This is a genomic window from Microbacterium sp. PA5 (assembly GCF_049860775.1).
GTDB lineage: Bacteria > Actinomycetota > Actinomycetes > Actinomycetales > Microbacteriaceae > Microbacterium.
This window is the reverse complement of sequence record NZ_CP187567.1, coordinates 2,914,912-2,937,732: the sequence shown is the minus strand read 5'-3', so window position 1 is coordinate 2,937,732 and position 22,821 is coordinate 2,914,912. Positions and strand designations below refer to the sequence as shown.

Genomic DNA, 22,821 nt, shown 5'->3' with positions numbered 1-22,821 from the left:
CGCTAGCGCACGCCCTTCATGAGCGCGAGCACCGGCTTGACCGCCACCAGCAGCGCCACGCCGACGCCCGCCGCGATGAGTCCGAGGGTCGCGAAGTACGGCACCTCGTTCTCGGGGTCGTAGAGGGTCGCCAGCTGTCCCGCGACCGCCGTGCCGAGCGACACCGACAGGAAGAACAGCGCCACCATCTGCGTGTGGAACCGCTCGGGGGCGAGCTTGGTGGTCACCGAGAGCCCGACGGGCGAGAGCAGCAGCTCGGCGATGGTGAACACGAGCAGGATGCCGATGATCGCGAGCAGCGGCGTGGAGTTCGCCCCGCCGCCGGAGAACGGCAGGAACAGCAGGAACGCGGCTCCCATCACGATGGCGCCGAGGCCGAACTTCACCGGCGTCGAGGGCTGCCTCTCGCCGAGCTTCGTCCACACCCAGGCGAAGACGCCGGACAGCACGATGATGAAGACCGGGTTGATCGACTGCACCCAGGGGACGGGCATCTCCCAGCCGAAGAGGTTCCGGTCCAGCCGCTGGTCGGAGTAGAACGTCAGCACCGTGAACTGCTGCTGGTAGAGCGACCAGAACGCCACGGAGGTCAGGAACAGCGGCAGGAAGCCCCACACGCGCGAGCGCTCGACCGTCGTGATCCGGCGGCTCGAGAGGATGACCGCGAAGTAGGCCACGGCGGCCGCGATCACGGCGACGATCACCACGAGCGCGAGGTTGTCGGCGCGGATCACCCCGACGAGCACCAGCACCACGATGAGCGCGAGCGCGCCGACGGCGATCCCGATCATGAGCGGATAGCGGCTGCGGGGGAGGGGATTCGGGATCACGCCGGCCTCGGCGGGGAGCCCTCGGCGGCCGAACGAGTACTGCAGGAGGCCGGCGGCCATGCCGACCGCGGCGAGCCCGAAGCCCCAGTGGAAGCCGAGGCGGTCCTGCAGGAGGCCGGTCAGTAGGGGGCCGGCGAAGGCGCCGAGATTGATGCCCAGGTAGAAGAGGGAGAACCCGGCGTCGCGCCGCGGATCCTCCGGCCGGTACAGCGTTCCCACGACGCTCGTGGCCGTGGCCTTGAGGCCGCCCGAGCCGATGGCGACGAGCACCAGGCCGACGCCGACGCCGATGAAGCCGGGCAGGAGCGCCAGGGCGATGTGGCCCGCCATGATGACGATGGCGCTGAGGAACAGCACGCGCTCGGCGCCCAGCAGGCGGTCGGCGATCCATGCTCCGAGGATCGTGGAGAGGTAGACGGCGCCGCCGTAGGCGCCGACGATGCTCGCCGCGACCGTCTGGTCCACGCCGAGTCCGCCGTCGGCGACCGAGAAGTACAGGTAGATGAGGAGGATCCCCTGCATGCCGTAGAAGCTGAAGCGCTCCCACATCTCCACGCCGAAGACGTGCGCCAGCGCCCAGGGCTGCCCGAAGAACCGGGTGTCGTGGTCGCGGGTGTCGCGGGAGGGGGTCCCCGGTGCCGGTGCGGTCGCTGCGCCCGGCTCCGGTCCGACGGGCTCCTGGATACGAGGATCATCCATCCTTCGAGGCTATCCCCGGCGCGGGCGCCCTGTCAGGTCGGGTGGCGGCCCGCGCGTTGGAAGGCGGGCCGGGCGGCAGCCGTCAGGACGGCAGCGACGGATGCGCCTCGGCGGCGGGCCGGGTCGGGATGAAGGCGGCGACCACGAGCGCGACGACGGCCGCGCCGCCGCCGAGGACGAACGACAGCTGGAACGCGGCCGCGGTGGGCACCTGCACGCCGTCCTGCGTGGTCGACATCGTCGCCAGCACGGCGCCGATGATGGCGGCAGCCGTGCTCGTGCCCAGGGAGCGGAACAGCGCGTTCAGCCCGTTGGAGGCGCCGGTCTCGCTCTGCGGCACCGATCGCATGATGAGCATCGGCATCGCGGCGTAGCCGAAGCCGATGCCCACGCCGACCAGGATGTTGGCGACGAGCAGGTGCCAGACCTCCGACGAGAACAGCAGGGTGAAGCCGTAGGCGACGATGAGCGCCACGGCGCCGAGGACCAGCAGGCGCCGCGGCCCGACGGTGCGCGCCAGCCGGCCCGAGTACGGCGAGAGCACCATCATCACGAGGCCCGCCGGCATGATCACGAGGCTCGCCAGGAGGAGCGACAGCCCGAACCCGGCCGGCGGCGGGAGCTCCAGCAGCTGCGGGTACGACACGTTCGACGAGAACAGCGAGAACCCCATGGCGACCGAGGCGATGTTCGTGAGGAGCACGGGGCGCCGGGCGGCCACGCGCAGGTCGAGCAGCGGCTCGTCGATGCGCAGCTCGTACCATCCCCACACGAGGAGCACCGCGATGCCGCCCAGGCCGAAGGCGAGCACCACCGGCGACGTCCATCCCCACTCGTTGCCGCGCGAGATGGCCAGCAGGATGCCGGTGAGCCCGACGGCCAGTCCTGCGGCGCCCACGTAGTCGAACCTCCCGGCGGTGCGCAGCACGCTCACCGGGACGATCCACACCACCAGCGCGAACACGACAGCGCCGAGACCCGCCGACATCCAGAAGAGGGCGTGCCAGTCGGCGTACTGGGTGACCAGTGCGCTGAGCGGCATCCCGAGGGCGCCGCCCACGCCGAGCGTCGCGCTGATGAGCGCGATCGCACTGTCGACGCGGTCCTCGTGGAGGATGTCGCGGAGGATCGAGATGCCCAGCGGCACCACGCCGGTCACGGCGCCCTGCAGGCCGCGGCCGATGATGACCCCCACGATGCCGGGCGATAGCGCCGCGATGACCGATCCGAGCACCAGGGCGGCGAGCAGCACCAGGACGATACGGCGCTTGCCGTACATGTCGCCGAGGCGGCCGGCGATCGGGGTCACGACGGCGGCCACGAGCAGGGTCACCGTGACGACCCACGCGGTGTCCTCGCGGCTCGCGTGGAGGAGCTCGGGCAGCCGCGCCTGGATCGGGACGACCAGCGTGAACATGAACGAGGAGCTCAGGCCCGCGATGGCGAGGACGGCGACGACGGCGCCCTGCGGTGGCTTCCGGGTGAGGCGTCGGCGGGCATCCTCATCGCGGTTCACCGATTCAGGCTATCCGCGCCCCAGGGGTGCCGGGGCCGCGCGCCGGGGTTCGGTCCCCGGGCGGGTGCGGCCTCCGCGGGTGCGCGGGCTAGGGTGCTGGCATGGCCGACTTCGAAGACGCCGCCGCCCCGGAGGGCATCGAGATCCGTGCGCTCGACACCGTCGAGGAGGTGTTCGCCGCCTCCGACGTGCTCTCCCGGGTGTGGGGCGGCGATCGCACCGGCATGCCGCCGAACCTGCTGCGGGCGCTGGCGCACTCGGGCAACTACGCGGTCGGACTGTACGACGGCGACCGGATGATCGGCGCGTCGGTCGCCTTCTTCGCGGCACCGGCGGCGCGGTCGATGCACTCGCACATCACCGGCGTGCTCGACGGCTACCGCTCGCAGGGGCTCGGACGCGTCCTCAAGCAGCACCAGCGCGCCTGGGCGTTCGCCCACGACGTGGGACACATCACCTGGACCTACGACCCGCTCGTGGCGCGCAACGCGCACTTCAACCTCTACGTGCTGGGCGCGCGCGCCACCGAGTACCTCGTCGACCACTACGGGCCGATGGACGACGGCGTCAACCGCGGCGACGAGTCCGACCGGCTCATGATCTCGTGGGCGCTCGCCGCACCGGCGGCCCCGCCCCGCGAGGAGGACGTCGTGACGACCGTCGCCGTGCCCCGCGACATCGAGCAGCTGCGCCGCGACGACCCGGCGGAGGCGCTCGACTGGCGCTACCGCGTCCGTGACGCGTTCCAGGGGCTGCTCGCCGACGGCTTCGCGGTGGGCGGCTTCGACGACCGCGGCTATCTCTTCGTCCGCGCCTGACGCCGCCCGCGACGCGCGTCGGATTCGGAGTCGCGCCACGCATTCGGAGCATTACCTGCCATCCGGTCCGAGTCCGGTGCCATTCTCCGAATCCGGCGCAGCCCGCGCGGGCGCGGTCGTAGGCTGAGGGCCATGCGCCATCTCGACCCGCTCGACCGCGCGTACGCGGAGCTGACGTGATCGGCGCGGACTGGACGCCCCACCGCCGCGACGACGGCGAGCTGCTCGGCTGGATCCGCCCCGACGGCGACGCCTGGGCGGCCGTCGACCTGCTCGGGCGTCCGGCGTCCGGGGCGACGGAGTGGCTGGATGCCGAGGCGGCGCTGGAGGCCCTCGGCATCGCCTACCTCGCCGAGCCGTGGATGCTGGAGGGCGAGGGCGAGAGCCCCGTCCGGGTGCGGTTCGTGGAGGTGACCCCGCAGCGCATCGTCGTCAAGGGCGAGGACTTCGGCGCGGTCGACGCGCTGACGCGGCGGTGGGAGCTGCCCTGGCCGATCCCCGCGCGCCTGCGTCCTCCGCGTCCCGGCGACCCCGACGCCTTCGTCATCGACCGCTGACGCCGAGGTCCGGGGCTGCCGCCGCTCAGGGCGTGCTGTCGACCACCCGCAGGTCGGGGACCGAGATCCGCAGCGGCGCATTGGTGACGCTCGTCGAGGTGTAGGCCTCGAATCCGAGGCTCCCGGGCCCCTGGAGGCCGGCCGTGGAGTCGGTCGCGCTGCGCTGCCACGCGGCGGGCTCGGTCGAGCCGGTCCACACCCGCGCGCTCAGCTGCGTGGGGGAGGACCCGGACGCGGTGAGCCGCAGGTTCAGCGGTGTGCCGGCGGTGAGGACGAGTCCCGCGATCCGCGTCTCCGACGCGATCGAGGTCTGCGCTCCACCCGCCGAGACGCGCGTGAGCGTCAGATACACGGCGCCGCCCGGTGCGACGCGGATCTTCGCCCAGTAGCGCCCGTCGGCGGTGCGGCGGACGAACGTCGAGACGGTCGTGCCGGTGGTCCCCCCGACGGGGATCTTGTCGAAGACGAACGACGTGCGCACGTCGACATCGGCGGCCGACACCGCCGACAGCGTCGCCGACGGAACGGCTCCCGCCGCCGAGGTGATGACGCCCGACCCGCCGGCGACCGACAGCGCCGAGCCGCCGCTCCACGTGCCACCGGTGTCGGCGGTGCCCCACGACCCGGTGAGGGTGCGGTCGAACGCGTCGGCCGCGTGCACCGTCACCGCGCCCGGATCGGCCACGGTCAGTGTGCGGGTGAGCGTATGGCTCGCGCCGTCGTCGTCGGTGACGGTCAGGGTGACCGTGCGGATGCCGGGGGAGGCGTAGGTGTGGTCGGCCACGGCGGTCGTGGCCACGGTCCCGTCGCCGAAGTCCCAGAGGTACGACGCGATGGTGCCGTCCGGGTCGGACGAGGCGGAGCCGTCGGCGCGGCACGTCAGCCCCGTGCAGCTGAGGTCGCCGCGGGCGGTGGGGGCGATGTTGGGCGGCTCCCCGCCCGCGCCGATCGTGAACGCGTCGGTGAACGGCCCGACCGCGTTCTCGAAGTGCGCCGTCATCGTGGTCTCGGTCAGCGTCGTCGACAGGAAGCCGTAGGAGGACTCCAGGTTCTGCCCGCTCAGCGCCGCGAAGTAGGGCGCCTCGGGGTCCGCCTGGTTCACCGTGCGGTTCTGCACGCCTCCGAGTCCCACCGTCAGGAAGACCGTGCCGGCGCCCTTCGTGAGGGCGCTGTCGGCGTCGGCGACGCACGCCGCCTGGTAGCCGCCGATCGTCAGTCGCGTGCAGCCGGCGCCGTGGGCGAGCTGCTTGGTGCGCTGGTAGAGGTGCTCGTGGCCGGTGAGGACGAGGTCGACGCGCTTGGCGACGAAGAGGTCGGCGAGGTCGGCGCCCATCGGGCAGTCGTACATCCCCACCGAGAGGCACTGGTAGTGCATCCCCGCGACCACCCACGGGATGCCGGCGGCGCGCGCGCCGTCGATGGCCGCCTCCGTCCAGGCGTAGCGGGCCGATCCGGCACCGTAGAACCAGGCCGAGGCGCCGTTGAAGGCCATGTTCGGCGACACCATGACGAAGCGGACGAGCGGGTCGTCGTGCGGATAGTCCACGTAGTACTGGCGGCCGTACGTGCCGACCAGTCCCGGGAGCTGGTTGGGCAGGCAGGCCGAGAAGTCGTTGATGTTGCCGTTGCTGCCGTTGTCGTGGTTGCCGGCGATCAGCTCGAACGGATAGCCGGCGCCCACCCGCGCGGTGACGTAGTCGCAGAACGTCTGCTCGGTGCCCGTGACCCCGCCGGCGCCCAGCATGTCGCCCAGGGCGAGGGTGAGGTCGTTGCCCGAGGTGCGCATGCCCCGCAGCACCGCGTCGCCGTTCACGTTCATGCCGTAGTCGCCGGCGGCGCTGAAGCTCACGGACGGGTCTGCCGCAGACGTGGGCGGGCCGCCGATCGCCGTGCCCGCGGTGAAGAGCAGGGCGCCGGCGATGGCGGCGGCGGCCAGCCGGCGCACGCCGGAGATGGAGCTCGGGCGTGCGGCGCGGTCGGCCATGATCGTCCCCCCGGAGATCGGAGCATCCGCGGCCCCCCGACCGCTGCTCGCGTTCATCGTGTGCCTCCGGGGGGCCGCCGTCAAGAGGGGTGCCCGGTATCAGGCCGGTCGCGTTGCGCTCTTCAGGGCAGGGAGCGGAAGTCGCGTCATAACCGGGCGGGTTCTCCGTCTCATCTGTGGACCGAAGGGAGGACGCCGTGCACACGCTCATCGACGCACTCGTGCGGCGGCTGCGCACGCCGCGGCCGTCCCGCGCCCGGCGTTCCACCTTCGTCGCCCAGCGCGACCGCCTGCTCGCCCGCGCGCTCCGCTGAGGCCCCCGCCGCGGCGCCCGCCGCCCGAGTCACTGGTCGATGTCGCAACCCGGTGGCATGCTGTGCGGGACAGCCCAGGAGGAACCGATGAGCAACTTCCCCGACCGTGAGGGCACGGCCCTCGTCGTCATCGACATGCAGCGCGGCGTCATCGCCGGCAACCACGAGGTGGAGCGCGTGACGCGCAACGTCGCCGCGCTCGTCGACCGCGCACGCGAGCAGGGCGCGCCGGTGGTCTGGGTGCAGGATCACAACGAGCTCGAGAAGGGCTCGCCCGAGTGGCAGCTCGTCGACGAGCTCGTCCCGCACGACGGCGAGACGCAAATCGACAAGGTCTACGGCGACTCCTTCGAGGACACCGACCTCGAGGCCCGGCTGGCTGCGCTCGGCGTCGATCGCCTGGTGGTCGCGGGTGCGCAGACCGACGCGTGCATCCGCTCGACCCTCCACGGCGCGCTCACCCGGGGCTACGACGTCACGCTGGTCTCCGACGCGCACACCACCGAGGACCTTCGGGAGTGGGGCTCGCCGATCAGCCCCGAGCAGTCGATCGGGTACGCCAACCTCTACTGGACCTTCGCGCGCAGTCCGCACGCCGAGGGCACCGTCGCCGCCACCGACGAGGTGAGCTTCGCCGCCCGCTGACGGCGCGCCCGCGGCCGTGCGCCGCTAGCCTGACCGCATGCCGATCGTCCGTCCCGCCGCGTCGGTCGCCCTGGAGGCGATCGAGCTGCGCGTGCTGCAGCTGCCCCTCGTCTCGCCGTTCACGACGTCGTTCGGCACCGAGACCGTGCGCGAGGTGATCGTGGTGCGGGCGCGCACGACCGACGGCGACGGCTGGGGGGAGATCGTCACGCAGCACGCGCCGCTGTACTCGTCCGAGTACACGCACAGCGCGTGGGATGTGGCGCAGCGCTTCCTGATCCCCGCGCTCCTGTCGCGCGGGCGGGTGGCCCCCGAGGAGGTCGCCGGCATCCTCGCTCCCTTCGTCGGGCATCGCATGGCCAAGGCCGGGATCGAGCTCGCCGTGCTCGATGCGGCGCTGCGGGCCGACGGCCGCTCCCTCGGCGACTACCTCGGGGCGGTGCGCGACCGCATTCCCAGCGGGGTGTCGGTCGGCATTCAACGCGACCCGGCGGCGCTCGTCGAGACCGTCGGCGGCTATCTGGACGAGGGATACGTCCGGATCAAGATCAAGATCAAGCCGGGGCGGGACGTGGACGACACGGCCGCCGTGCGCGAGGCGTTCGGCGCCATCCCCCTGCAGGTCGACGCGAACTCCGCCTACACGCTCGCCGACGCCGACACCCTCGCCGCGCTCGACCGGTTCGATCTCCTGCTCATCGAGCAGCCCCTGCAGGAGGACGACATCGTCGACCACGCGACCCTGGCCGCACGGCTGCGCACGCCCGTGTGCCTGGACGAGTCGATCGTCTCGGCCAAGGCCGCCACCGACGCGCTGGCGCTGCGGGCGGCGTCCGTCATCAACATCAAGGCCGGCCGCGTGGGCGGCTATCTCGAAGCGGTGCGGGTGCACGACCTGTGCCGCGACGCCGGCGTGCCCGTGTGGTGCGGCGGCATGCTCGAGACGGGCATCGGCCGGGCCGCCAACGCCGCGCTCGCCGCGCTGCCGGGCTTCACCCTCACCGGCGACGTGTCGGCATCCGACCGGTTCTACCGCCGCGACATCGTGACCGAGCCGATCGTGCTCGAGGACGGTCACGTGCGCGTGCCCACCGGCCCCGGCATCGGCGTGGAGATCGACGCCGACGCGCTCGATGAGGTCACGGTCGACCGGGTCGAGGTGCGGCGCTAACGTGTTCACCACTCCGGACGTTCGTGCGGTCGACGGGCCGGGAAGGGCTCGGGCGGCCCGATCGCGTCGGCTCTTCCGGAGTTGTGCACCGCTGGCGACCGTGATCGTCCTGCTTGCGGGGTGCGCGGCGCCGGCTGATCCGGGGGCCACGCCCTCGACGGGACTCCCCGCCGGTGTGACGGTGGAGCTCCGGCAGACCCGCGCCGACGTCGCCCTCCGGCAGGCGGCGGTCTCGGTGCGCAACGGCACGGCTGAGCCGCTCGTGGTGGCGGACGTCTCCGTGGCCGACCCGCGCTTCGCCGCGCCGGCCGAGCGCGTCGTCGACCGCGCATCGAGGATCGCGCCCGGCGCCGTCGCCGATGTGCGGGTGCAACTGGCCGACGTGGCCTGCGACGTTCCCGACGAGGCCGCGGCGACGGTCACGCTCCACTACCGCTGGGGTGAGGACGACGCGGAGGCCGTCGCGACCGTCCCCATCGTCGACGCGGTGCCGTTCGTCGCCGCCCTCCACGCGAACGAGTGCCTCCAGGCGGAGGCGGAGCGATCCGCCCGCGTCGCGTTCGGCCGGTTCACTCCGTCACCCCCGGGCGAGCCCGCACGCCTCGAGATGGTGGTGACGCCGACGGCCGGGACCGGCGCGCTCCGCATCGTCGGCATCCGCGAGACGAACCTGCTCACGACGCCCGACGTCGAGGACTCCGTCCACCCGCTCGACATCGATCAGACGGGGCCCGATCGCTCCGCCGCGACGGTGGAGCTGCCGATCCTGCCCGCCCGCTGCGACGCGCACGCGGTGCAGGAGGACAAACGCGGCACCGTGTTCCGCGTGCTCGTCGAGGTCGACGGCCGGGCGGGGTCGTTCGACCTCGCGGCGACGCCTGAGCTGCGCGGCGAGATCCTCGGCTGGATCGCCGAGTGGTGCGGGTTCTGAGCAGTTCGCCGGTGGATCATGCGGGCGTGCGCCATTCCCGCGCGTGAAGCTCGGGCAGAGAGATCAGCCGATCGAGCAGCGTATCCGGACCGAGGACGATCGTCCCGGCGGTGTCGGGCGGTGACGCGACGAGCACCGAGTGATCGCCGCTCCAGAGGTAGCTGAGCTCGACCATCGGGATGGGTGCCTCCGCGACGAAAGGTCGCCCGGACCCCCACCGCAGGTCGACGCCGGCGTAGGCGCTTTCGTGCAGTTCTCCGGAGAAGAGCACGTAGTTCAGTCGACCCCGATACCAGGTCCCGCTCGGCTCGTCGAAGCCGTCGGAGCGGCCGTCATCGCTCTCGGTGAGGAACCCCGCGTACAGCGCGAACGAGCACCGCGCGTGCGGTCCGATTGCTTCGTGCAGGCACGCTTCGAGCAGACGCCGCTGCTCGTCCGACGCACGCGCATCGTCCGGACCGTTCTCGTAGGGGAGTTCTCCGGGTGACGCTTGGCGGGCCCGCCACCGCGTGCCCGGGTGGAGGATCACGACCCGCCGCGCCGCCTCTGCATACCGGACGGGGTGATCCTGCTCGGTCCACCGCTCGAACCATTCGAGCTCCGTACGGGAGATCTCACCGATCATTGTTCCTCCAACTCGCCGATCGCGAAGTCGCCGATGCTGTGGCACTCCGACCCTGTGGACTACTCGGGTGGCCGCTGCCGCATTCTGTGACCGGGCGGAATTTCGGGGTAACCGGATGCGATCGTCGTCGTCGTGCCCCTAGGCTGACCCCGTGACCACGCCTCCGCAGCCTCCGCAGCAGCCTCCCGTCCAGCCCCCGTACGGCGGTCCCGTGCCCCCGCAGCCGCTGAACCCGGCTGACGAGAAGCTCTGGTCGACCCTCGTCCACGTCGGCGGCATCTTCTTCGGCTTCCTCCCGGCCCTCATCGGCTACCTCGTGATGAAGGACCGCGGTCCGTTCGTGCGCTCGCACACGTCGACCGCCCTCAACTTCCAGCTCACTCTGCTGATCGCCGAGGTGGTCGGCTGGCTCACCAGCTGGCTGATCATCGGCTTCTTCATCGTGCTCGCGGTCTACATCGTCCGTATCGTGTTCTCGATCATCGCCGCGGTGAAGGCCAACCAGGGTCAGTGGTACAAGTACCCGCTGTCGATCACCTTCCTCAGCTGACGGCTGGCACGTCCGGGGTGAGCGCGTAGAAGCGGAACGCGGCGAAGCCGTCGATGGGGAGCACCTCCACCGACGCGAAGCCGGCCTCCGACGCGTAGCGCTCCAGCGTCGGCCGTCGCATGACGGTTCCGGTGCCGACCGAGCCGGGCGTCGAGAGCGAGTCCGGCAGGCACAGGAACAGGCTGTAGCCGTACATCACGCGCTCGATCCCGTCGCCGGGAGGTTCGGCCGGCGCTGCGAACGCGTCGGCCACGGCCTCGTCCATGACGACGACCACGCCACCCGGCACGAGGGCGCGGCGCATCGCGCTCAGCACGGCGACCGGGTCGGGCATGTCGTGCAGCGCCTCGAAGACGAACGCCGCGTCGAAGGCGCCTTCGCGACCCTCGTCGAGGCGCTCGCCGTCCAGCAGGGTGAACGACACCTCGCCCGCGGCTGCGACCTCGGCGGCGTGCGTGCGTGCGGCCTCGATCGACGGCGCGTCCACGTCGAAGCCCTCGACCCGCGCCGCCGGGTACGCCGCCGCGAGGGCCAGCGTCGACCAGCCGTGACCGCAGCCGACGTCGGCGATCCTCGCGCCGGGCCGGGACAGCAGCGCGTGCACGCGGGGCACCGCGGCCAGCGCGGGTGCCAGCTCCTGCGCGAACCACGGGCGGTTGACGTCGCCCTGGGCGTCGCGGGCGTCGGCGCCGAACTGGGCCCAGCTCACCCCCCGTCCGGTCCGGTACGCGGCGAGGAGGTCGGGGAGCCGAGTGGCGGCAGCGACCATCATGCGGGCGAGCGGGCTCGTGTACAGCAGCGACGCGGGGTCGGCGAGCACGCGCGCGTGCGCGGCGGGCAGCACGAACGCGTCGCCGTCGACGGTCAGGATGCCCGCCACCGCCTGCTGCTCGAGCCACTCCCTCGCGTACCGCGGATGCATGCCCGTGGCCTCGGCCAGCCCATCGACGGTGTGCGGTCCGCCCGCCAGCGCCCGATACAGTCCCAGCCGATCGCCGACGTAGACCGACAGGATCTCGAAGCCGCCGACGAGCCGGCCGAACAGCTCGCCGGCGAACGCCTCCGCGTCATCCATCGCGCCTCCTCGCTCGACGCGCGCCATGCTAGTCCCCGGCCTGCCGGAGCGGGAGTGGGGCGGACGCCTCGCGGCTAGACTTGACGGATGCCGATCCCGCACCCGCGGGCCGTCATCCGCCCTCCTCGCCTTCGCGAATCCGACCATTTGGAGCCACCTGTGGCCGAGCAGTCCCGTCTCGACAAAGTCATCGCCCTCGCCCGTCACCGCGGGTTCGTGTTCCAGGCCGGTGAGATCTACGGCGGTTCGCGGTCGGCGTGGGACTACGGACCCCTCGGGACCGAGCTGAAGGAGAACATCCGCCGGCAGTGGTGGCAGACCTTCGTCCGCGGCCGCGGCGACATGGTCGGGCTCGACTCCTCGGTGATCCTCCCCAAGCGCGTCTGGGAGGCCTCCGGCCACGTCGCGACGTTCACCGATCCGCTCGTGGAGTGCCTGCACTGCCACAAGCGCTTCCGGGCCGACAACCTCGTCGAGGACTTCGAGGCGCGCAAGGGCCGCCCCGCCGAGAACGGCCTCGCCGACATCCCGTGCCCGAACTGCGGCACCAAGGGTCAGTACACCGAGCCGAAGGCCTTCTCCGGTCTGGTGAAGACCTATCTCGGCGTCGTCGACGACGAGTCGGGCCTGTACTTCCTGCGCCCCGAGACGGCGCAGGGCATCTTCGTGAACTTCTCGAACGTCCTGACCGCGTCGCGCAAGAAGCCGCCCTTCGGCATCGGCCAGGTCGGCAAGGCGTTCCGCAACGAGATCACGCCCGGGAACTTCATCTTCCGCACGCGCGAGTTCGAGCAGATGGAGATCGAGTTCTTCACGCCGCCCGCCGAGGCGCAGCAGTGGTTCGAGCACTGGGTGCAGGCGTGCTGGGACTGGTTCCTCGACCTCGGCCTCAACCCCGAGAACATGCGGCAGTTCGACGTGCCCGAGCACGAGCGCGCGCACTACTCCGCCGGCACCATCGACTTCGAGTACCGCTTCGGGTTCCCCGGCAAGGAGTGGGGTGAGCTCATGGGCGTCGCCAACCGCACCGACTTCGACCTGTCGAGCCACATCGAGGCGTCCGGCCAGTCGCTCACGTACTTCGACCAGGCGTCCGGCGAGAAGTACGTGCCGTACGTCATCGAGCCGTCGTTCGGTCTGACGCGGTCGATGATGGCCTTCCTCGTCGACGCGTACGTCGAGGAGGAGGTGCCCAACGCCAAGGGCGGCACCGACACTCGCACCGTGCTCAAGCTCGACCCGCGCCTGGCGCCCGTCAAGGTCGCGGTGCTGCCGCTCAGCCGCAACGAGAACCTGTCGCCGCTGGCCCGCGAGACGGCCGACGCCCTGCGCGCGCAGGGCTGGAACGTCGACTTCGACGACGCCGGCGCCATCGGCCGCCGCTACCGCCGGCAGGACGAGGTCGGCACCCCGTTCTGCGTCACCGTCGACTTCGACTCCCTCGACGACCGGGCCGTCACCGTCCGCGACCGCGACACCATGGCGCAGGAGCGCGTGCCCCTCGACGCGCTGCAGGGCTACCTCGCCGAGCGTCTCCGCGGCGCCTGAGCCGCGCTGCCCGCCGCTCCCGTGACCGCCGCGCGGCACCGGAAGAAGCGCGCACGCGCGGCCGCCGTCAGTGCTTGACGGTGGCGGTCTTCGCGCTCGTGCGGACCGTCGTCTTGTAGCCGGACTTCTTCGCGGTGACGGTCACCGTGATGCGGGTGCCGGCATCCTTCGAGGTCAGCTTGTAGCTCGACTTCGTCGCGCCGCTGATGCTCTTGCCGTTGCGCTTCCACTGATAGGTGAACGCGGGCCGGGGCGACCAGGTGCCGACCGAGGCCGTCAGCGTCCGGCCGACCTTGACCGTCCCCGTGATCTTCGGAGCAGGCGACTTCGCGAACAGCTTCGCGATGACCGCGGTGTACGCCGAGTGGTTCTCCGCGGGTGTGATGCCGGCGTGCGTGCCGCGCACGATCACGCGGATGCGCTTGCCGCCGTCGGCCGCCGTGAGCGTGTAGGTGGCCCTCGTCGCCCCCGAGATGAGGGTGCCGCTGCGGTACCACCGGTAGGTGAACTTCGCCGTGGGCGACCACCGGGCCACCGCGGTGAGGGTCGAGCCCACCGCGCGTGTGCCGCTGATCGTCGGGGCGGGCGTCGACGTGAACGGCACGACGGAGATCGGCTTCATGATGAGCTCGCCCGAACCGAAGACGTTGTCGGCGCCGGCGGCTCCGCGGTCGGTGGTCTGGCTCTTCCGGAGGTAGTTCACCAGCTGCGCAGGCGTCAGGTGGTCGTGACGCTCGAGCACGACCGCGGCGAGTCCGGCCACCACCGGGGTCGCCGCGCTGGTGCCGTTGAAGTGCCCGCCCTTGCCGGCGTACGTGTAGGCGCGGCTCGTGAAGTTGGAGCCGGCGCTGATCTCGGGCTTGATGCGGCCGTCGTTCGTGGGGCCCTGCGAGCTGTAGCCGGCGATCGCGACACCCTCGACCGGGTCGACGGCGCCCACGGCCGCCATCCCCTTGTTGCGGCTGTCGACATAGGCGGCCCCGGCGCTTCCGGCCGAGGAGGCGGTCAGCGCGATGTCGCCGGAGTTCCCGGCGAGCTCGAGGACGTCGTCCGACGACCCGTCGCCCGCCGAGTGCCGGTAGATGCCTACCTCGATCCAGTCCGAGGTGCACCCGAAGTAGTTCGAGCTGCCGTTCTGGAGCTCCAGGGGTACCACGCCGCTCTCCGACTGATCGTTCGGCGTGTAGCCCGGCGCGCGGACCGTGCCGTCGCCGTTGATCCGGTAGATGTCGTAGTCGGTGCGCTTTCCGGTGCCCCAGTCGTTCCAGCGCAGGCGGAAATACGGCGTGCAGTAGATCCACATGGTCTCGGAGTACGTCTTGGCGCCGGTCGGGACGCCGTCGGCGTCGCGCACGACGGTCTCGAAGTCCATCCAGCCGTTCGCGTTCGTGTCCCGCCACTTCTGGCGCCAGTAGCCGCCGACCCACTCGGTCGAGCCGTCCGAGTACGTCTGGTTGTACGCGCCGGAGTTGCCCGCGGAGTTGAACCACGTGATGCCCTTGCTCACGGCGTAGTTGACGAGCTTCGCCGAGGCGCCCGAGCCGTCACCGGCGGCATCGTAGAAGCCGCCGAGCGAACGGCTGATGATCTTGACCTTCTTCGAGGCGAAGTAGTCGATCGCGCCCTTCAGGTCTTCGTTCGACTGGACCGTCGCCACGTAGATCGTGGCCTTCGGCGCCATGTCGTGGATCGCCTCGGCCACGGCGACGCCGTGGATGTCGGGACTCGGCGAGGCGAAGACGTCGCACCTCAGGCCGCCCCAGCGGCAGAAGGTGCCGGCGACGTCGGGCACCTCACCGCCGGCCCTGGCATCCCGCCAGGTGGCGCGATCGAAGTAGTCGATGATGCCGACCGAGACGCCCTTGCCCGTGATCCCGATGTCGTGCCACTGCTGCACGAGGGTCTTCGCGTAGACGTCGCCGCCGTTGACGCCCTGCGCGGCGTGCGGGACGGGGATGCTGTCGGGCGCCGGCGCTGCGAAGGCCGGGAGGGTGAGGGCGGTGACCGCGGGCGCAGCCTCGAGACGGGCGATCCCGCGGGCGGGGACGCTGGCGGCGAGGAGCCCGCTGACGATCGAGACGACGTCGGACCCGCCGGCGGCGGCGATCGCCGCGCGCGCTGCGGCCTCGTCGGTGTGGGTCACCTCCACGCGGATCGCGTCGCCCCGCACGGTCACCGCGCCGACCAGCTCATCGGGCACGCCGTCGCCCGAGGTCAGGCTCTCGACGAGGCTCGACAGGGCGCCGTTGCCCACCACGCCGGCCTCCTCGCTCGGTGCGGCTCCGGTGAGGTCGCGACGCCCGGAGCTCGGCGGCGCCGGGCGATCGTCGGCTGCCGGCACCGCCAGCGGCGGAGCGGATGCCGCCGGCCCGGCGGCTTCAGCGGTGGACGGTGCGCCGCCCGCCGGTGCGACGAGTGCCCCGGCGACGACGGCGAAGGCGGCGAAGACGGCGGCAGCGCGAAGCTTCATTGTGACTCCCAGGTCCCCAGTGCGCAGCGTGCCGCGCCATGTCGGCGACGCCTCCCGCAAGGCGTCCCGTCCACCCTCCCGCACCGCACGCCGCGGGGCAAGCACGAATCGACGAGCGGTCAGCCGGCCTTGGCGGCGGCCTTCATCGCCCGCTTGTGCTCGCGGACCTTCGCCAGCGACTCGGGCGAGACGATGTCGGCAACGGAGCGGAACGACCCTTCCTCGCCGTACGCGCCCGCGGCCTCCCGCCAGCCCGCGCCCGAGAAGCCGTACTGCTTGCCGAGCAGGGCGAGGAAGATCCTCGCCTTCTGATCGCCGAACCCGGGCAGCGCCTTCAGCCGCTTGAGCACGGTGGGGCCGTCGGCATCGCGCCAGATCGCGGCGGCGTCGCCGTCCCAGTCGTCGAGAAGGCTCTGGCAGAGCGACTGCACCCGCCCGGCCATCGATCCCGGGAACCGGTGGACCGCCGGCGTCTGCGTGAACACCGCCGTCAGCTCATCGGGGTCGTACCCCGCGAGGGCGGCGGCGTCGAGGCGGTCGCCGGATCCGGTGCGCGTGGCGATCTTGCGCGGGCCGCTGAACGCCGTCTCCATCGCGATCTGCTGATCCAGCAGCATGCCGATCAGCAGCGCGAGCGGGTCGTCGGTGAGCAGGCGATCGGCATCGGGGTCGCCGGTGATGTGCAGAGCCATGGAGCCATCGTCCCACCGAACGCGCAGAGGCGGAGTGGAAGGATGGATGTCATGCCCGACGCCGCCGAACTGGTCGCCCACGCGCGCGAGACCCGCGTGGTGGTGATCGGCGCCGCGGGGGCGGTCGCCGCACTGGAGTGCGCGAAGGTGGGCATGGCGGTGACGGTCCTCGACGACGCCGGCGCGGGCGTCCCGGTCGCGGACACGGTCGACCTCGGCGGTGTGACGGTCGACGTCGACGCCGACGGGTTCGGCGCCGACGTGCCGGCGTTCACCGAGCTCGTCTCCGACCTCGGCCTCGCCGACCGCGTGGAGGTGCTGCGTCCGGCGCGGACCGGGATCGCCGACCTCTCCGCAGCCGCCCCGGCGCCCGTCGCGCCGCTTCCGGAGGGCGCCCTGCTCGGCATCCCGCCGAACCCGTGGGATCCTGCCGTGCGCCGGGTGATCGGCTGGGCGGGCACCTGGCGGGCCTACCTCGATCGCGTACGCCCGCCGCTGACGATCGGACGCGAGCGGAACCTCGCGGCCCTCGTGCGCTCGCGAATGGGCGATCGCGTGTGCGACCGACTCGTCGCACCGGTGACACGGGCGCGGTGGGGCCTGGACCCGTCCGACGTCGACGTCGAGGTGGCGGCGCGTGGCCTCAACAGCGCGCTCACCCGCAGCGGCTCCCTCGGCGGCGCGGTGGCAGAGGTCGCGGCGCAGCCGCAGGCGGGCGCCCTCGTCTTCGACGACCCCGGCGCGTGGCCGTCCGCGCTGGCGACGAGACTGGGCGACCTCGGCGGTGAGGTGCGCACCGGCACGCGCGTGCGGTCGATCTCGCGGGAGGGAGGGGAGTGGCGCATCGAGGTGGGCGAGCCGGCCGCGGACGATCTCGCGGACGACTCCGCGTCGTCCGTCGTGACGGCCGACATCGTCATCGTCGCCGCCGACGAGGCGCGCACCCGCAGCCTGCTGGCGGAACTGGTCGAGCTGCCGCCGGCCGAGGCCACGCCGCCCGTCGACGTCGTCCTGCTGCGGGTCCGGGCGCCCTCGATCTCCGGCGCGGCCCCGTCCGAGGTCGTCTCCTCACGGGAAGGCGTCCGTCGCGTCGTCGACCTGACTGCCACGCACCCCTCGCTCGCCGCGGCGGTGGGCGACGGCGAGCGCGTGCTGCACGTGACCCTTCCGGCGTCGGATGCCGACGACGCGGCGACGGTGGCGACGGCGCAGGCGGCCGCATCGGTCGCGCTCGGGGTGCCGCTCGCGGCGTCCGCCGTCGTGGCGTCGCGGCGGGTGCGCCGCGGCGGTGCGGTCCCGGCGGTCCGGCTGGGCGCGGCGGAGGAGGCCGCGGCGCTGCACGCCGCCGTCGAGGCGACCCCGGCGCTCGGGCTGGCCGCGCCGTGGATCAGCGGAGGCGGACGCGCCGACGCCGTGGCCGACGCGATCGACGAGGCCGTGAGACTCCGTCGCCGGGTGCTCTGGGGGGATGACGCGGCGGGCTCCTTCTAGCACTCCTCACTCCCAGAGAGAAGGGGGCATGCCGGAATCGGCATACGGGGCTACCCTGGAGCGAAGGACGCAACATCGCCACCAGCGTGAGGAGACCCCATGAGGGGCAAATTCGGACTCGTCGTCGGAATCGCAGCGGGCTACGTGCTCGGGTCGCGTGCCGGACGTGAGCGGTACGACCAGATCAAGTCGGGCTTCCTGAAGGTCTGGAACACGGACCCGGTGCAGAAGCAGGTCGACAAGGTGGCCGGGCTCGGCAAGTCGGCGGCCCTCGCCCTGCCGAGCGCGATCTGGGACGGCGCGGTCAAGGTGACCAAGGCGGCGACCAAGAACGGCACGCCCGGTCAGCGCCTCGACGCCGTCATCAGCGCCGGCAAGGACTCGGCCGAGGAGGTCAGCCGCGGAGCGGAGACCACCGCCGCCGAGGTGAAGAAGGCGACCGAGGGCGCGACCGGCGGCGCGAAGAAGTCGACGGGCTCGACGTCCACCGGGACGAAGAGCTCGGCGTCGACGCGGACCAAGAAGGCGGCGGAGAGCTGAGATGACCACGCCTCGCGGCTTCCGCGATCGCGCGGACGACGGACTCCTCACCCTGCTGGGCGACGTGCCCGAGCTGGTGCGCAACCTCGTCGTGGCCGAGGTCGACTCGGCCAAGAAGTGGGCCGCCAGCGCGGGCAAGGACGTCGGAATGGGCGGTGTCTGGTTCATCGTCGCCCTGTTCTTCCTGTTCTGGTCGCTGCCGGCGCTGGGCGCCTTCGCGATCATCGGGCTCTCGTCGTGGATCCCCGCGTGGCTGGCGAGTCTGATCGTGCTGGTGGTCGGACTGCTGGCCGCCGTCGTGTTCGCCCTGCTGGGCCTGCGGCGCATCCGTCACCTCCGCAGCTCCGAGGGCCCCAAGAAGGCCCTCGCCACCGACACCCGCATCGTGAAGGACGTCTTCGATGAGTTCTGAGACCTCGCGCCCCCGCACCGCCGTGACCGGAGCCCCCGTGGCAGGGGCGGTCGTTCCCCGCACCGCCGTGCCCCTGGGCATCACCGACCCCGTCGAGAAGGCCCGTGCCGAGCTCAAGGCCGCCCTGGCGGCCATCGAGGAGAAGGCGAACGTGCCCAAGCGGGTCGCCCGGGCCACCGAACGCGGCGTCGTGGCGGTGCGCAGGTTCCACCGCGAGAACCCGTCGGCAGCGGTCGTCGCAGCGGTCGGGGTGGCCGCGGCGGCGGGCCTGGCGGTCTGGGGTCTGGTGCGCCTGTACACGCGCTGAGCCACGCCGGGCCGCTATCCGCTTCGCGCAGGCCCGGCTTCGCATGCCGCTGCCGGGGGTAGTATCCATCTACAGGCAGTGGCAATGAGGCGGATGCTGCCGGCGATGCACGCCCGAGGCACGCGCTCATCCGCGCGACAGGGCATCGCGTTGTCGGGCGCCCTGTGCGTCCGATCCCTGCACCACGAGAGTCGACGATGAACGCACACAGCACGGCCGCCGCGCCGCACAAGCCCCTCAAGGGCTGGCGTGTGCTCGTTCCGCGCGGCGGGCCCTGGGGAGACTCGGTCGCCGCCACCCTGCGCGCCCAGGGTGCGACCCCTGTCATCGCGCCGCTCATCAACTTCGCCCCGTCCACCGATCAGGCGACGCTCGAAGAGGCGCTGGCCGACCTTGCGGCGGGGGCGTTCGACTGGGTCACCCTCACCAGTGCCACGACGGTCGACGTGCTGTACGCCTACCGCGCCGCGATCCCCGCGACCACGAAGGTCGCCGCGGTGGGCGAGACGACGGCGGCGGCGCTGACGGCGGTCGGCTACCGGGTCGACCTGGTGCCCGACGACGACAACTCCGCCGCGGGGATGGCCGCCCAGCTCATCGCCCTCGAACCCGAGCCGCGCCGCATCCTGACCCTCCGCAGCGAGATCGCCAAGCCCGTGCTCACCCGCGAGCTCAGCGCCGCCGGTCACGACGTGCGCAGCGTCGTCGCCTACCGGACGGTCGGTGTACCGGTGACCGAGCGCATCGCCGCCGACGTCCGTTCCGGCCGCATCAACGCGATCCTCGTGACGAGCGGCTCGGTCGCCGAGCAGGTGCACCTCCAGTTCCCCGACATCCCCGCCGAGACGGTGATCGCGGCGATCGGTCCGCGCACGGCGAAGGACGCCAAGCGCGCCGGCCTCGGCGTCAGCGTCGTCGCACGCGAGCAGACCGTCGACGGCCTCATCGCCGCCGTCTCGGGCTTCCCGCTCCCGCACGCCACAGACGAGTTCGCCGTCTGACAGCGCGCGCGGGCGGCACGGGGCGACCCGTGCGGATCGTTGCCGCTCTGTGAGGAAACGCGCAGCGGAAACCGGGCAGACTGGGAGGCATGGTGACTCTGCTGCTCGATTCCGCGCAGCTCGAAGTCGTGCTGTCGCCGCTCGAGCGCGCCCTCTCGTTCCGTCGTTCGAGGCTGCGGATCGAGCGCGCCCACATCGTCCGCGTGCAGCTGACCGACGACCCGTGGACGTGGCTGCGCGGAGTGCCCAGTCCGGGCACGCAGGTGCGCGGCGTCGTCGCGATGGGCACGTGGAAGTCGGCCGGCGGCGACGACTTCATCGTCGTCAAGCGCCGCAAGCCCGCCGTCGTCATCGATCTCGACCCCGGCACCGGGGCGGGAGCGGCGGCGGAGTTCCAGCGCGTGGTGCTCACCACGCGTCACGGTCTCGCCCTGGTGCAGGCGCTGCGGCTCGAGACCGACGCCGAGGCCGTCGAGGTCACGGAGATCGTGACGGGCGCGATCCCGGCGCCGGTGGTCAAGCCGCGGCGCGCGCGCACGCCGAAGATCGCCCCCGCCGCGACCTGATCGCGGGATCCCGTCAGCTCACGTCGCGTCGCCAGCTGACCAGGTAGCCGACGACGATCAGCACCAGCGCGTACGCCAGCAGCACCAGACCGCCCGCCCACCACTCGAGCGCGTCGGATCCGCCGCCGGGGACGCTCAGCGTGGAGTAGAAGCTGGCTCCGACGAGCGCGTCGGAGGTGGCGCCGGGGAGGAACTGCGCGGCGCCCGAGACCCCGTCGACGAAGCCCGCCACGGTGCGCAGGATCGGCTCCAGGAACTGGGTGAACGCGATCACGCCGACCACGGCGGCGACCTGATTGCGCACGAGCGTCCCCACCCCGATCCCGATGAGCACCCACAGCACGAAGGCGAGGACGATGCGGCCGAGCATGGCCCAGGTGTCCGCCTCACCGAGCTGCGTGTCGATGCCCATCAGCGCCAGCACCGTCGCCCCGAGGCCGACGGTCGCCACGAGCGCGACGACGGCGAAGACGAGCCCCATCAGGACGCCCGCGAGCACCTTGCCGGCCAGGGCCACGCCGCGGCGGGGGGTCGCGAGGAAGGTCGGTGTGAGGGTCTTGTGACGGAACTCGCCGGTGACCAGCAGGGCACCGATCAGGAGCGGGAAGATGTAGCCCACCGCCGTCGCCAGGCTGTAGATGATCGGCGGCAGCGCATCGGCGGGGATCGCCGGTGCATTGGCGCCGCCGGCCGGGAGCGTGCCGTTGGACAGGGCGGCGAACAGTCCGGCGAGGCCGCCGGCGGTGCTGCCCACATACACGACGAGGACGAGGGCCAGGACCCACCACATCGACGTGGTGAACTGCTTGGTCAGCTCGGAGCGGGTGGCGCGGACCAGGGTCATCGCGGGTCACCTCCCTGGGTGTCATCAGTGCCGGCGGCGTCGGTGGCCTCGTCGGCGGGTGCCGCAGCCGCGTGGTCTGCCGCAGCCGCCTCGCCTGCCGCAGCCGCGTCGTAGCGGGCGAAGAAGCGATCCGCCTCGAGGTCGGCGTCGGTCGGGGTGTGCCCCGCGTCCCAGGTCTGGTCGGCGTCCGCGGGCGGCGCGGGCTCGTCCGGAGTGGCCTCCGGCGGTGGTGCGGCCTCGTCCGGAGTGGCCTCCGGCGGTGGTGCGGCCGCGTCCGCAGCCGTGTCGGGGTCCGGGGCGGTGCCGAGGGCGAGGTCCGGAAGGGCGTGCTCCGCGGTCCCGTCGACCAGCGCCAGGAACACCTCCTCGAGCGCCGGACCGCGGCGCTGCAGTGCGGACAGCGCGACACCGGCTGCTGCGGCGACGGCGCCGATCGCGGCGGTGTCGACGCCGCGGACCGACAGTCCGCTGCGCAGCACGTCGAAGCTCATCCCGGCGGCGGTCAGCGCGTCGCCGAGGGCGGCGCGGTCGGGCGCGTCGACGACGGCGACCTGCTCGTCCTGGGCGGTCAGGTCGGCGAGCGCGCCCTGGAAGACGAGCCGTCCGCGCGCGATGATCAGCAGCGCCTCGGCGGTCTGCTGGATCTCGGTGAGCAGATGCGAGGACACGAGCACCGTGCGGCCCTGCCGCGCGAGATCGCGCAGGAAGCCGCGCATCCACCGGATCCCCTCGGGGTCGAGGCCGTTGGAGGGCTCGTCGAGGACGAGCACGCCCGGGTCGCCGAGCAGGGTGTAGGCGAGGCCCAGCCGCTGGCGCATGCCCAGCGAGAACCCGCCGACCTTGCGCCCCGCGACGTCGGCCAGCCCGACGGTGCCGAGCGCCTCGTCGACGCGGGTGAGGGGCAGCCCCGCCGCGCGGGCGTAGACGGCCAGGTGGTTCGCGGCGCTGCGACCGGGGTGGAAGCTCGACGCCTCCAGCGCGGCTCCCACGGTCTGCAGCGGCTGGTCGAGCTGCGAATAGCGCCGGCCGCCGATCGTCGCGGTGCCCTCGGTCGCGGTGATGAGCCCGAGGAGGATCCGCAGGGAGGTGGTCTTGCCGGCGCCGTTGGGACCGAGGAAGCCGGTGACGACTCCGGGCTCCACGCGGGCGCTGAAGCGGTCGACGGCGGTCACGGGGCCGAAGCGCTTGGTGACCCCGGCGAACTCGAGGACATGTCCGTCGGGCATGGCGAACCT

Annotated in this window: 22 protein-coding genes; 13 read left to right on the top strand and 9 right to left on the bottom strand. The window is 72.3% G+C overall.

Features of this window, described 5'->3' with window-relative positions:
- Positions 1-2: 2 nt before the first annotated feature.
- Complete coding sequence (locus ACPWUT_RS13855) at positions 3-1,529, bottom strand: peptide MFS transporter (protein WP_425838679.1); 1,527 nt, start codon at positions 1,527-1,529, stop codon at positions 3-5.
- Positions 1,530-1,611: 82 nt separating this feature from the next.
- Entirely contained in the window at positions 1,612-3,045 is a 1,434-nt protein-coding gene (locus tag ACPWUT_RS13850; protein ID WP_425838676.1) for an MFS transporter, read from the bottom strand.
- Between the two features lie 101 nt (positions 3,046-3,146).
- Here ACPWUT_RS13850 and ACPWUT_RS13845 point away from each other — a divergent pair, with 101 nt between their 5' ends.
- The gene (locus ACPWUT_RS13845; protein WP_284528988.1) at positions 3,147-3,863 is read left to right on the top strand and encodes a GNAT family N-acetyltransferase; all 717 of its coding nucleotides are present in this window, start codon (positions 3,147-3,149) and stop codon (positions 3,861-3,863) included.
- A gap of 176 nt (positions 3,864-4,039) precedes the next feature.
- Positions 4,040-4,420: a hypothetical protein gene (locus ACPWUT_RS13840; protein ID WP_425838672.1), complete on the top strand. Its 381-nt coding sequence runs from the start codon at positions 4,040-4,042 to the stop codon at positions 4,418-4,420.
- A 25-nt stretch (positions 4,421-4,445) separates the two neighbouring features.
- Here ACPWUT_RS13840 and ACPWUT_RS13835 read toward each other — a convergent pair whose 3' ends face one another.
- A complete protein-coding gene (locus tag ACPWUT_RS13835) occupies positions 4,446-6,404 on the bottom strand; it encodes a PKD domain-containing protein (protein ID WP_425838669.1) in 1,959 nt (652 codons plus the stop codon).
- Positions 6,405-6,805: 401 nt separating this feature from the next.
- On the opposite strand from ACPWUT_RS13835, the gene ACPWUT_RS13830 reads away from it, so the two are divergent.
- From ACPWUT_RS13830 to ACPWUT_RS13820, 3 genes are all read left to right on the top strand, one after another.
- The gene (locus ACPWUT_RS13830) at positions 6,806-7,363 is read left to right on the top strand and encodes a cysteine hydrolase family protein (protein WP_284528993.1); all 558 of its coding nucleotides are present in this window, start codon (positions 6,806-6,808) and stop codon (positions 7,361-7,363) included.
- Between the two features lie 37 nt (positions 7,364-7,400).
- Positions 7,401-8,534 (top strand): o-succinylbenzoate synthase, encoded by a 1,134-nt coding sequence (gene menC, locus ACPWUT_RS13825; protein ID WP_425838666.1) that lies wholly within the window; start codon positions 7,401-7,403, stop codon positions 8,532-8,534.
- Positions 8,535-8,634: 100 nt separating this feature from the next.
- Positions 8,635-9,465 (top strand): hypothetical protein, encoded by an 831-nt coding sequence (locus ACPWUT_RS13820; protein ID WP_425838663.1) that lies wholly within the window; start codon positions 8,635-8,637, stop codon positions 9,463-9,465.
- A 16-nt stretch (positions 9,466-9,481) separates the two neighbouring features.
- On the opposite strand, the gene ACPWUT_RS13815 is transcribed toward ACPWUT_RS13820, so the two are convergent.
- Positions 9,482-10,090 carry a hypothetical protein gene (locus ACPWUT_RS13815; protein WP_425838660.1) on the bottom strand — a complete coding sequence of 203 codons (609 nt, stop codon included), beginning with the start codon at positions 10,088-10,090 and terminating at the stop codon, positions 9,482-9,484.
- Between the two features lie 151 nt (positions 10,091-10,241).
- Here ACPWUT_RS13815 and ACPWUT_RS13810 point away from each other — a divergent pair, with 151 nt between their 5' ends.
- Complete coding sequence (locus ACPWUT_RS13810) at positions 10,242-10,640, top strand: DUF4870 domain-containing protein (RefSeq protein WP_425838657.1); 399 nt, start codon at positions 10,242-10,244, stop codon at positions 10,638-10,640.
- Here the strand turns inward: ACPWUT_RS13810 and ACPWUT_RS13805 are convergent.
- On the bottom strand, positions 10,633-11,715 hold the full coding sequence (locus ACPWUT_RS13805; protein WP_425838654.1) for a class I SAM-dependent methyltransferase: 1,083 nt from the start codon (positions 11,713-11,715) through the stop codon (positions 10,633-10,635). The two genes, ACPWUT_RS13810 and ACPWUT_RS13805, sit on opposite strands and share 8 nt — an antisense overlap.
- Before the next feature lie 159 nt (positions 11,716-11,874).
- On the opposite strand from ACPWUT_RS13805, the gene ACPWUT_RS13800 reads away from it, so the two are divergent.
- The gene (locus tag ACPWUT_RS13800; protein ID WP_425838651.1) at positions 11,875-13,263 is read left to right on the top strand and encodes a glycine--tRNA ligase; all 1,389 of its coding nucleotides are present in this window, start codon (positions 11,875-11,877) and stop codon (positions 13,261-13,263) included.
- 67 nt (positions 13,264-13,330) lie between these two features.
- Here the strand turns inward: ACPWUT_RS13800 and ACPWUT_RS13795 are convergent, their stop codons facing one another.
- A complete protein-coding gene (locus tag ACPWUT_RS13795) occupies positions 13,331-15,733 on the bottom strand; it encodes a S8 family serine peptidase (RefSeq protein WP_425838648.1) in 2,403 nt (800 codons plus the stop codon).
- A 119-nt stretch (positions 15,734-15,852) separates the two neighbouring features.
- Positions 15,853-16,425 carry an HhH-GPD-type base excision DNA repair protein gene (locus ACPWUT_RS13790; protein WP_284529003.1) on the bottom strand — a complete coding sequence of 191 codons (573 nt, stop codon included), beginning with the start codon at positions 16,423-16,425 and terminating at the stop codon, positions 15,853-15,855.
- Between the two features lie 51 nt (positions 16,426-16,476).
- Here ACPWUT_RS13790 and ACPWUT_RS13785 point away from each other — a divergent pair, with 51 nt between their 5' ends.
- The 6 genes from ACPWUT_RS13785 (at position 16,477) to ACPWUT_RS13760 (ending at position 20,742) form a co-directional block, all read left to right on the top strand.
- Positions 16,477-17,916 (top strand): protoporphyrinogen/coproporphyrinogen oxidase, encoded by a 1,440-nt coding sequence (locus ACPWUT_RS13785; RefSeq protein WP_425838645.1) that lies wholly within the window; start codon positions 16,477-16,479, stop codon positions 17,914-17,916.
- Positions 17,917-18,015: 99 nt separating this feature from the next.
- Positions 18,016-18,456: a hypothetical protein gene (locus tag ACPWUT_RS13780; RefSeq protein WP_425838642.1), complete on the top strand. Its 441-nt coding sequence runs from the start codon at positions 18,016-18,018 to the stop codon at positions 18,454-18,456.
- Between the two features lies 1 nt (position 18,457).
- Positions 18,458-18,868, top strand: coding sequence for a phage holin family protein (locus ACPWUT_RS13775; RefSeq protein ID WP_284529006.1), 411 nt, complete (start codon positions 18,458-18,460; stop codon positions 18,866-18,868).
- Complete coding sequence (locus ACPWUT_RS13770; RefSeq protein WP_425838638.1) at positions 18,858-19,175, top strand: hypothetical protein; 318 nt, start codon at positions 18,858-18,860, stop codon at positions 19,173-19,175. The genes ACPWUT_RS13775 and ACPWUT_RS13770 overlap by 11 nt, the downstream gene beginning before the upstream one ends.
- Positions 19,176-19,372: 197 nt before the next feature.
- Complete coding sequence (locus tag ACPWUT_RS13765; protein ID WP_284529008.1) at positions 19,373-20,176, top strand: uroporphyrinogen-III synthase; 804 nt, start codon at positions 19,373-19,375, stop codon at positions 20,174-20,176.
- Positions 20,177-20,265: 89 nt separating this feature from the next.
- Positions 20,266-20,742 carry a hypothetical protein gene (locus ACPWUT_RS13760; protein ID WP_425838635.1) on the top strand — a complete coding sequence of 159 codons (477 nt, stop codon included), beginning with the start codon at positions 20,266-20,268 and terminating at the stop codon, positions 20,740-20,742.
- A 13-nt stretch (positions 20,743-20,755) separates the two neighbouring features.
- Here ACPWUT_RS13760 and ACPWUT_RS13755 read toward each other — a convergent pair whose 3' ends face one another.
- Positions 20,756-21,586 carry an ABC transporter permease gene (locus ACPWUT_RS13755; RefSeq protein WP_284529010.1) on the bottom strand — a complete coding sequence of 277 codons (831 nt, stop codon included), beginning with the start codon at positions 21,584-21,586 and terminating at the stop codon, positions 20,756-20,758.
- Entirely contained in the window at positions 21,583-22,812 is a 1,230-nt protein-coding gene (locus ACPWUT_RS13750) for an ATP-binding cassette domain-containing protein (RefSeq protein WP_425838632.1), read from the bottom strand. Before ACPWUT_RS13750 ends, ACPWUT_RS13755 begins: the two co-directional genes overlap by 4 nt.
- Between the last annotated feature and the right edge of the window lie 9 nt (positions 22,813-22,821).

What these genes read in the sequence shown, in the direction of transcription:
- ACPWUT_RS13835 (WP_425838669.1), bottom strand. Translation starts at nt 6,404, where the DNA reads ATGGCCGACCGCGCCGCACGCCCGAGCTCCATCTCCGGCGTGCGCCGG.
- ACPWUT_RS13775 (WP_284529006.1), top strand. Translation starts at nt 18,458, where the DNA reads ATGACCACGCCTCGCGGCTTCCGCGATCGCGCGGACGACGGACTCCTC.
- ACPWUT_RS13830 (WP_284528993.1), top strand. Translation starts at nt 6,806, where the DNA reads ATGAGCAACTTCCCCGACCGTGAGGGCACGGCCCTCGTCGTCATCGAC.
- ACPWUT_RS13765 (WP_284529008.1), top strand. Translation starts at nt 19,373, where the DNA reads ATGAACGCACACAGCACGGCCGCCGCGCCGCACAAGCCCCTCAAGGGC.
- ACPWUT_RS13760 (WP_425838635.1), top strand. Translation starts at nt 20,266, where the DNA reads ATGGTGACTCTGCTGCTCGATTCCGCGCAGCTCGAAGTCGTGCTGTCG.
- ACPWUT_RS13780 (WP_425838642.1), top strand. Translation starts at nt 18,016, where the DNA reads ATGAGGGGCAAATTCGGACTCGTCGTCGGAATCGCAGCGGGCTACGTG.
- ACPWUT_RS13845 (WP_284528988.1), top strand. Translation starts at nt 3,147, where the DNA reads ATGGCCGACTTCGAAGACGCCGCCGCCCCGGAGGGCATCGAGATCCGT.
- ACPWUT_RS13805 (WP_425838654.1), bottom strand. Translation starts at nt 11,715, where the DNA reads ATGGATGACGCGGAGGCGTTCGCCGGCGAGCTGTTCGGCCGGCTCGTC.
- ACPWUT_RS13755 (WP_284529010.1), bottom strand. Translation starts at nt 21,586, where the DNA reads ATGACCCTGGTCCGCGCCACCCGCTCCGAGCTGACCAAGCAGTTCACC.
- ACPWUT_RS13750 (WP_425838632.1), bottom strand. Translation starts at nt 22,812, where the DNA reads ATGCCCGACGGACATGTCCTCGAGTTCGCCGGGGTCACCAAGCGCTTC.
- ACPWUT_RS13790 (WP_284529003.1), bottom strand. Translation starts at nt 16,425, where the DNA reads ATGGCTCTGCACATCACCGGCGACCCCGATGCCGATCGCCTGCTCACC.
- ACPWUT_RS13795 (WP_425838648.1), bottom strand. Translation starts at nt 15,733, where the DNA reads ATGAAGCTTCGCGCTGCCGCCGTCTTCGCCGCCTTCGCCGTCGTCGCC.
- ACPWUT_RS13785 (WP_425838645.1), top strand. Translation starts at nt 16,477, where the DNA reads ATGCCCGACGCCGCCGAACTGGTCGCCCACGCGCGCGAGACCCGCGTG.
- menC (WP_425838666.1), top strand. Translation starts at nt 7,401, where the DNA reads ATGCCGATCGTCCGTCCCGCCGCGTCGGTCGCCCTGGAGGCGATCGAG.
- ACPWUT_RS13815 (WP_425838660.1), bottom strand. Translation starts at nt 10,090, where the DNA reads ATGATCGGTGAGATCTCCCGTACGGAGCTCGAATGGTTCGAGCGGTGG.
- ACPWUT_RS13855 (WP_425838679.1), bottom strand. Translation starts at nt 1,529, where the DNA reads ATGGATGATCCTCGTATCCAGGAGCCCGTCGGACCGGAGCCGGGCGCA.
- ACPWUT_RS13770 (WP_425838638.1), top strand. Translation starts at nt 18,858, where the DNA reads ATGAGTTCTGAGACCTCGCGCCCCCGCACCGCCGTGACCGGAGCCCCC.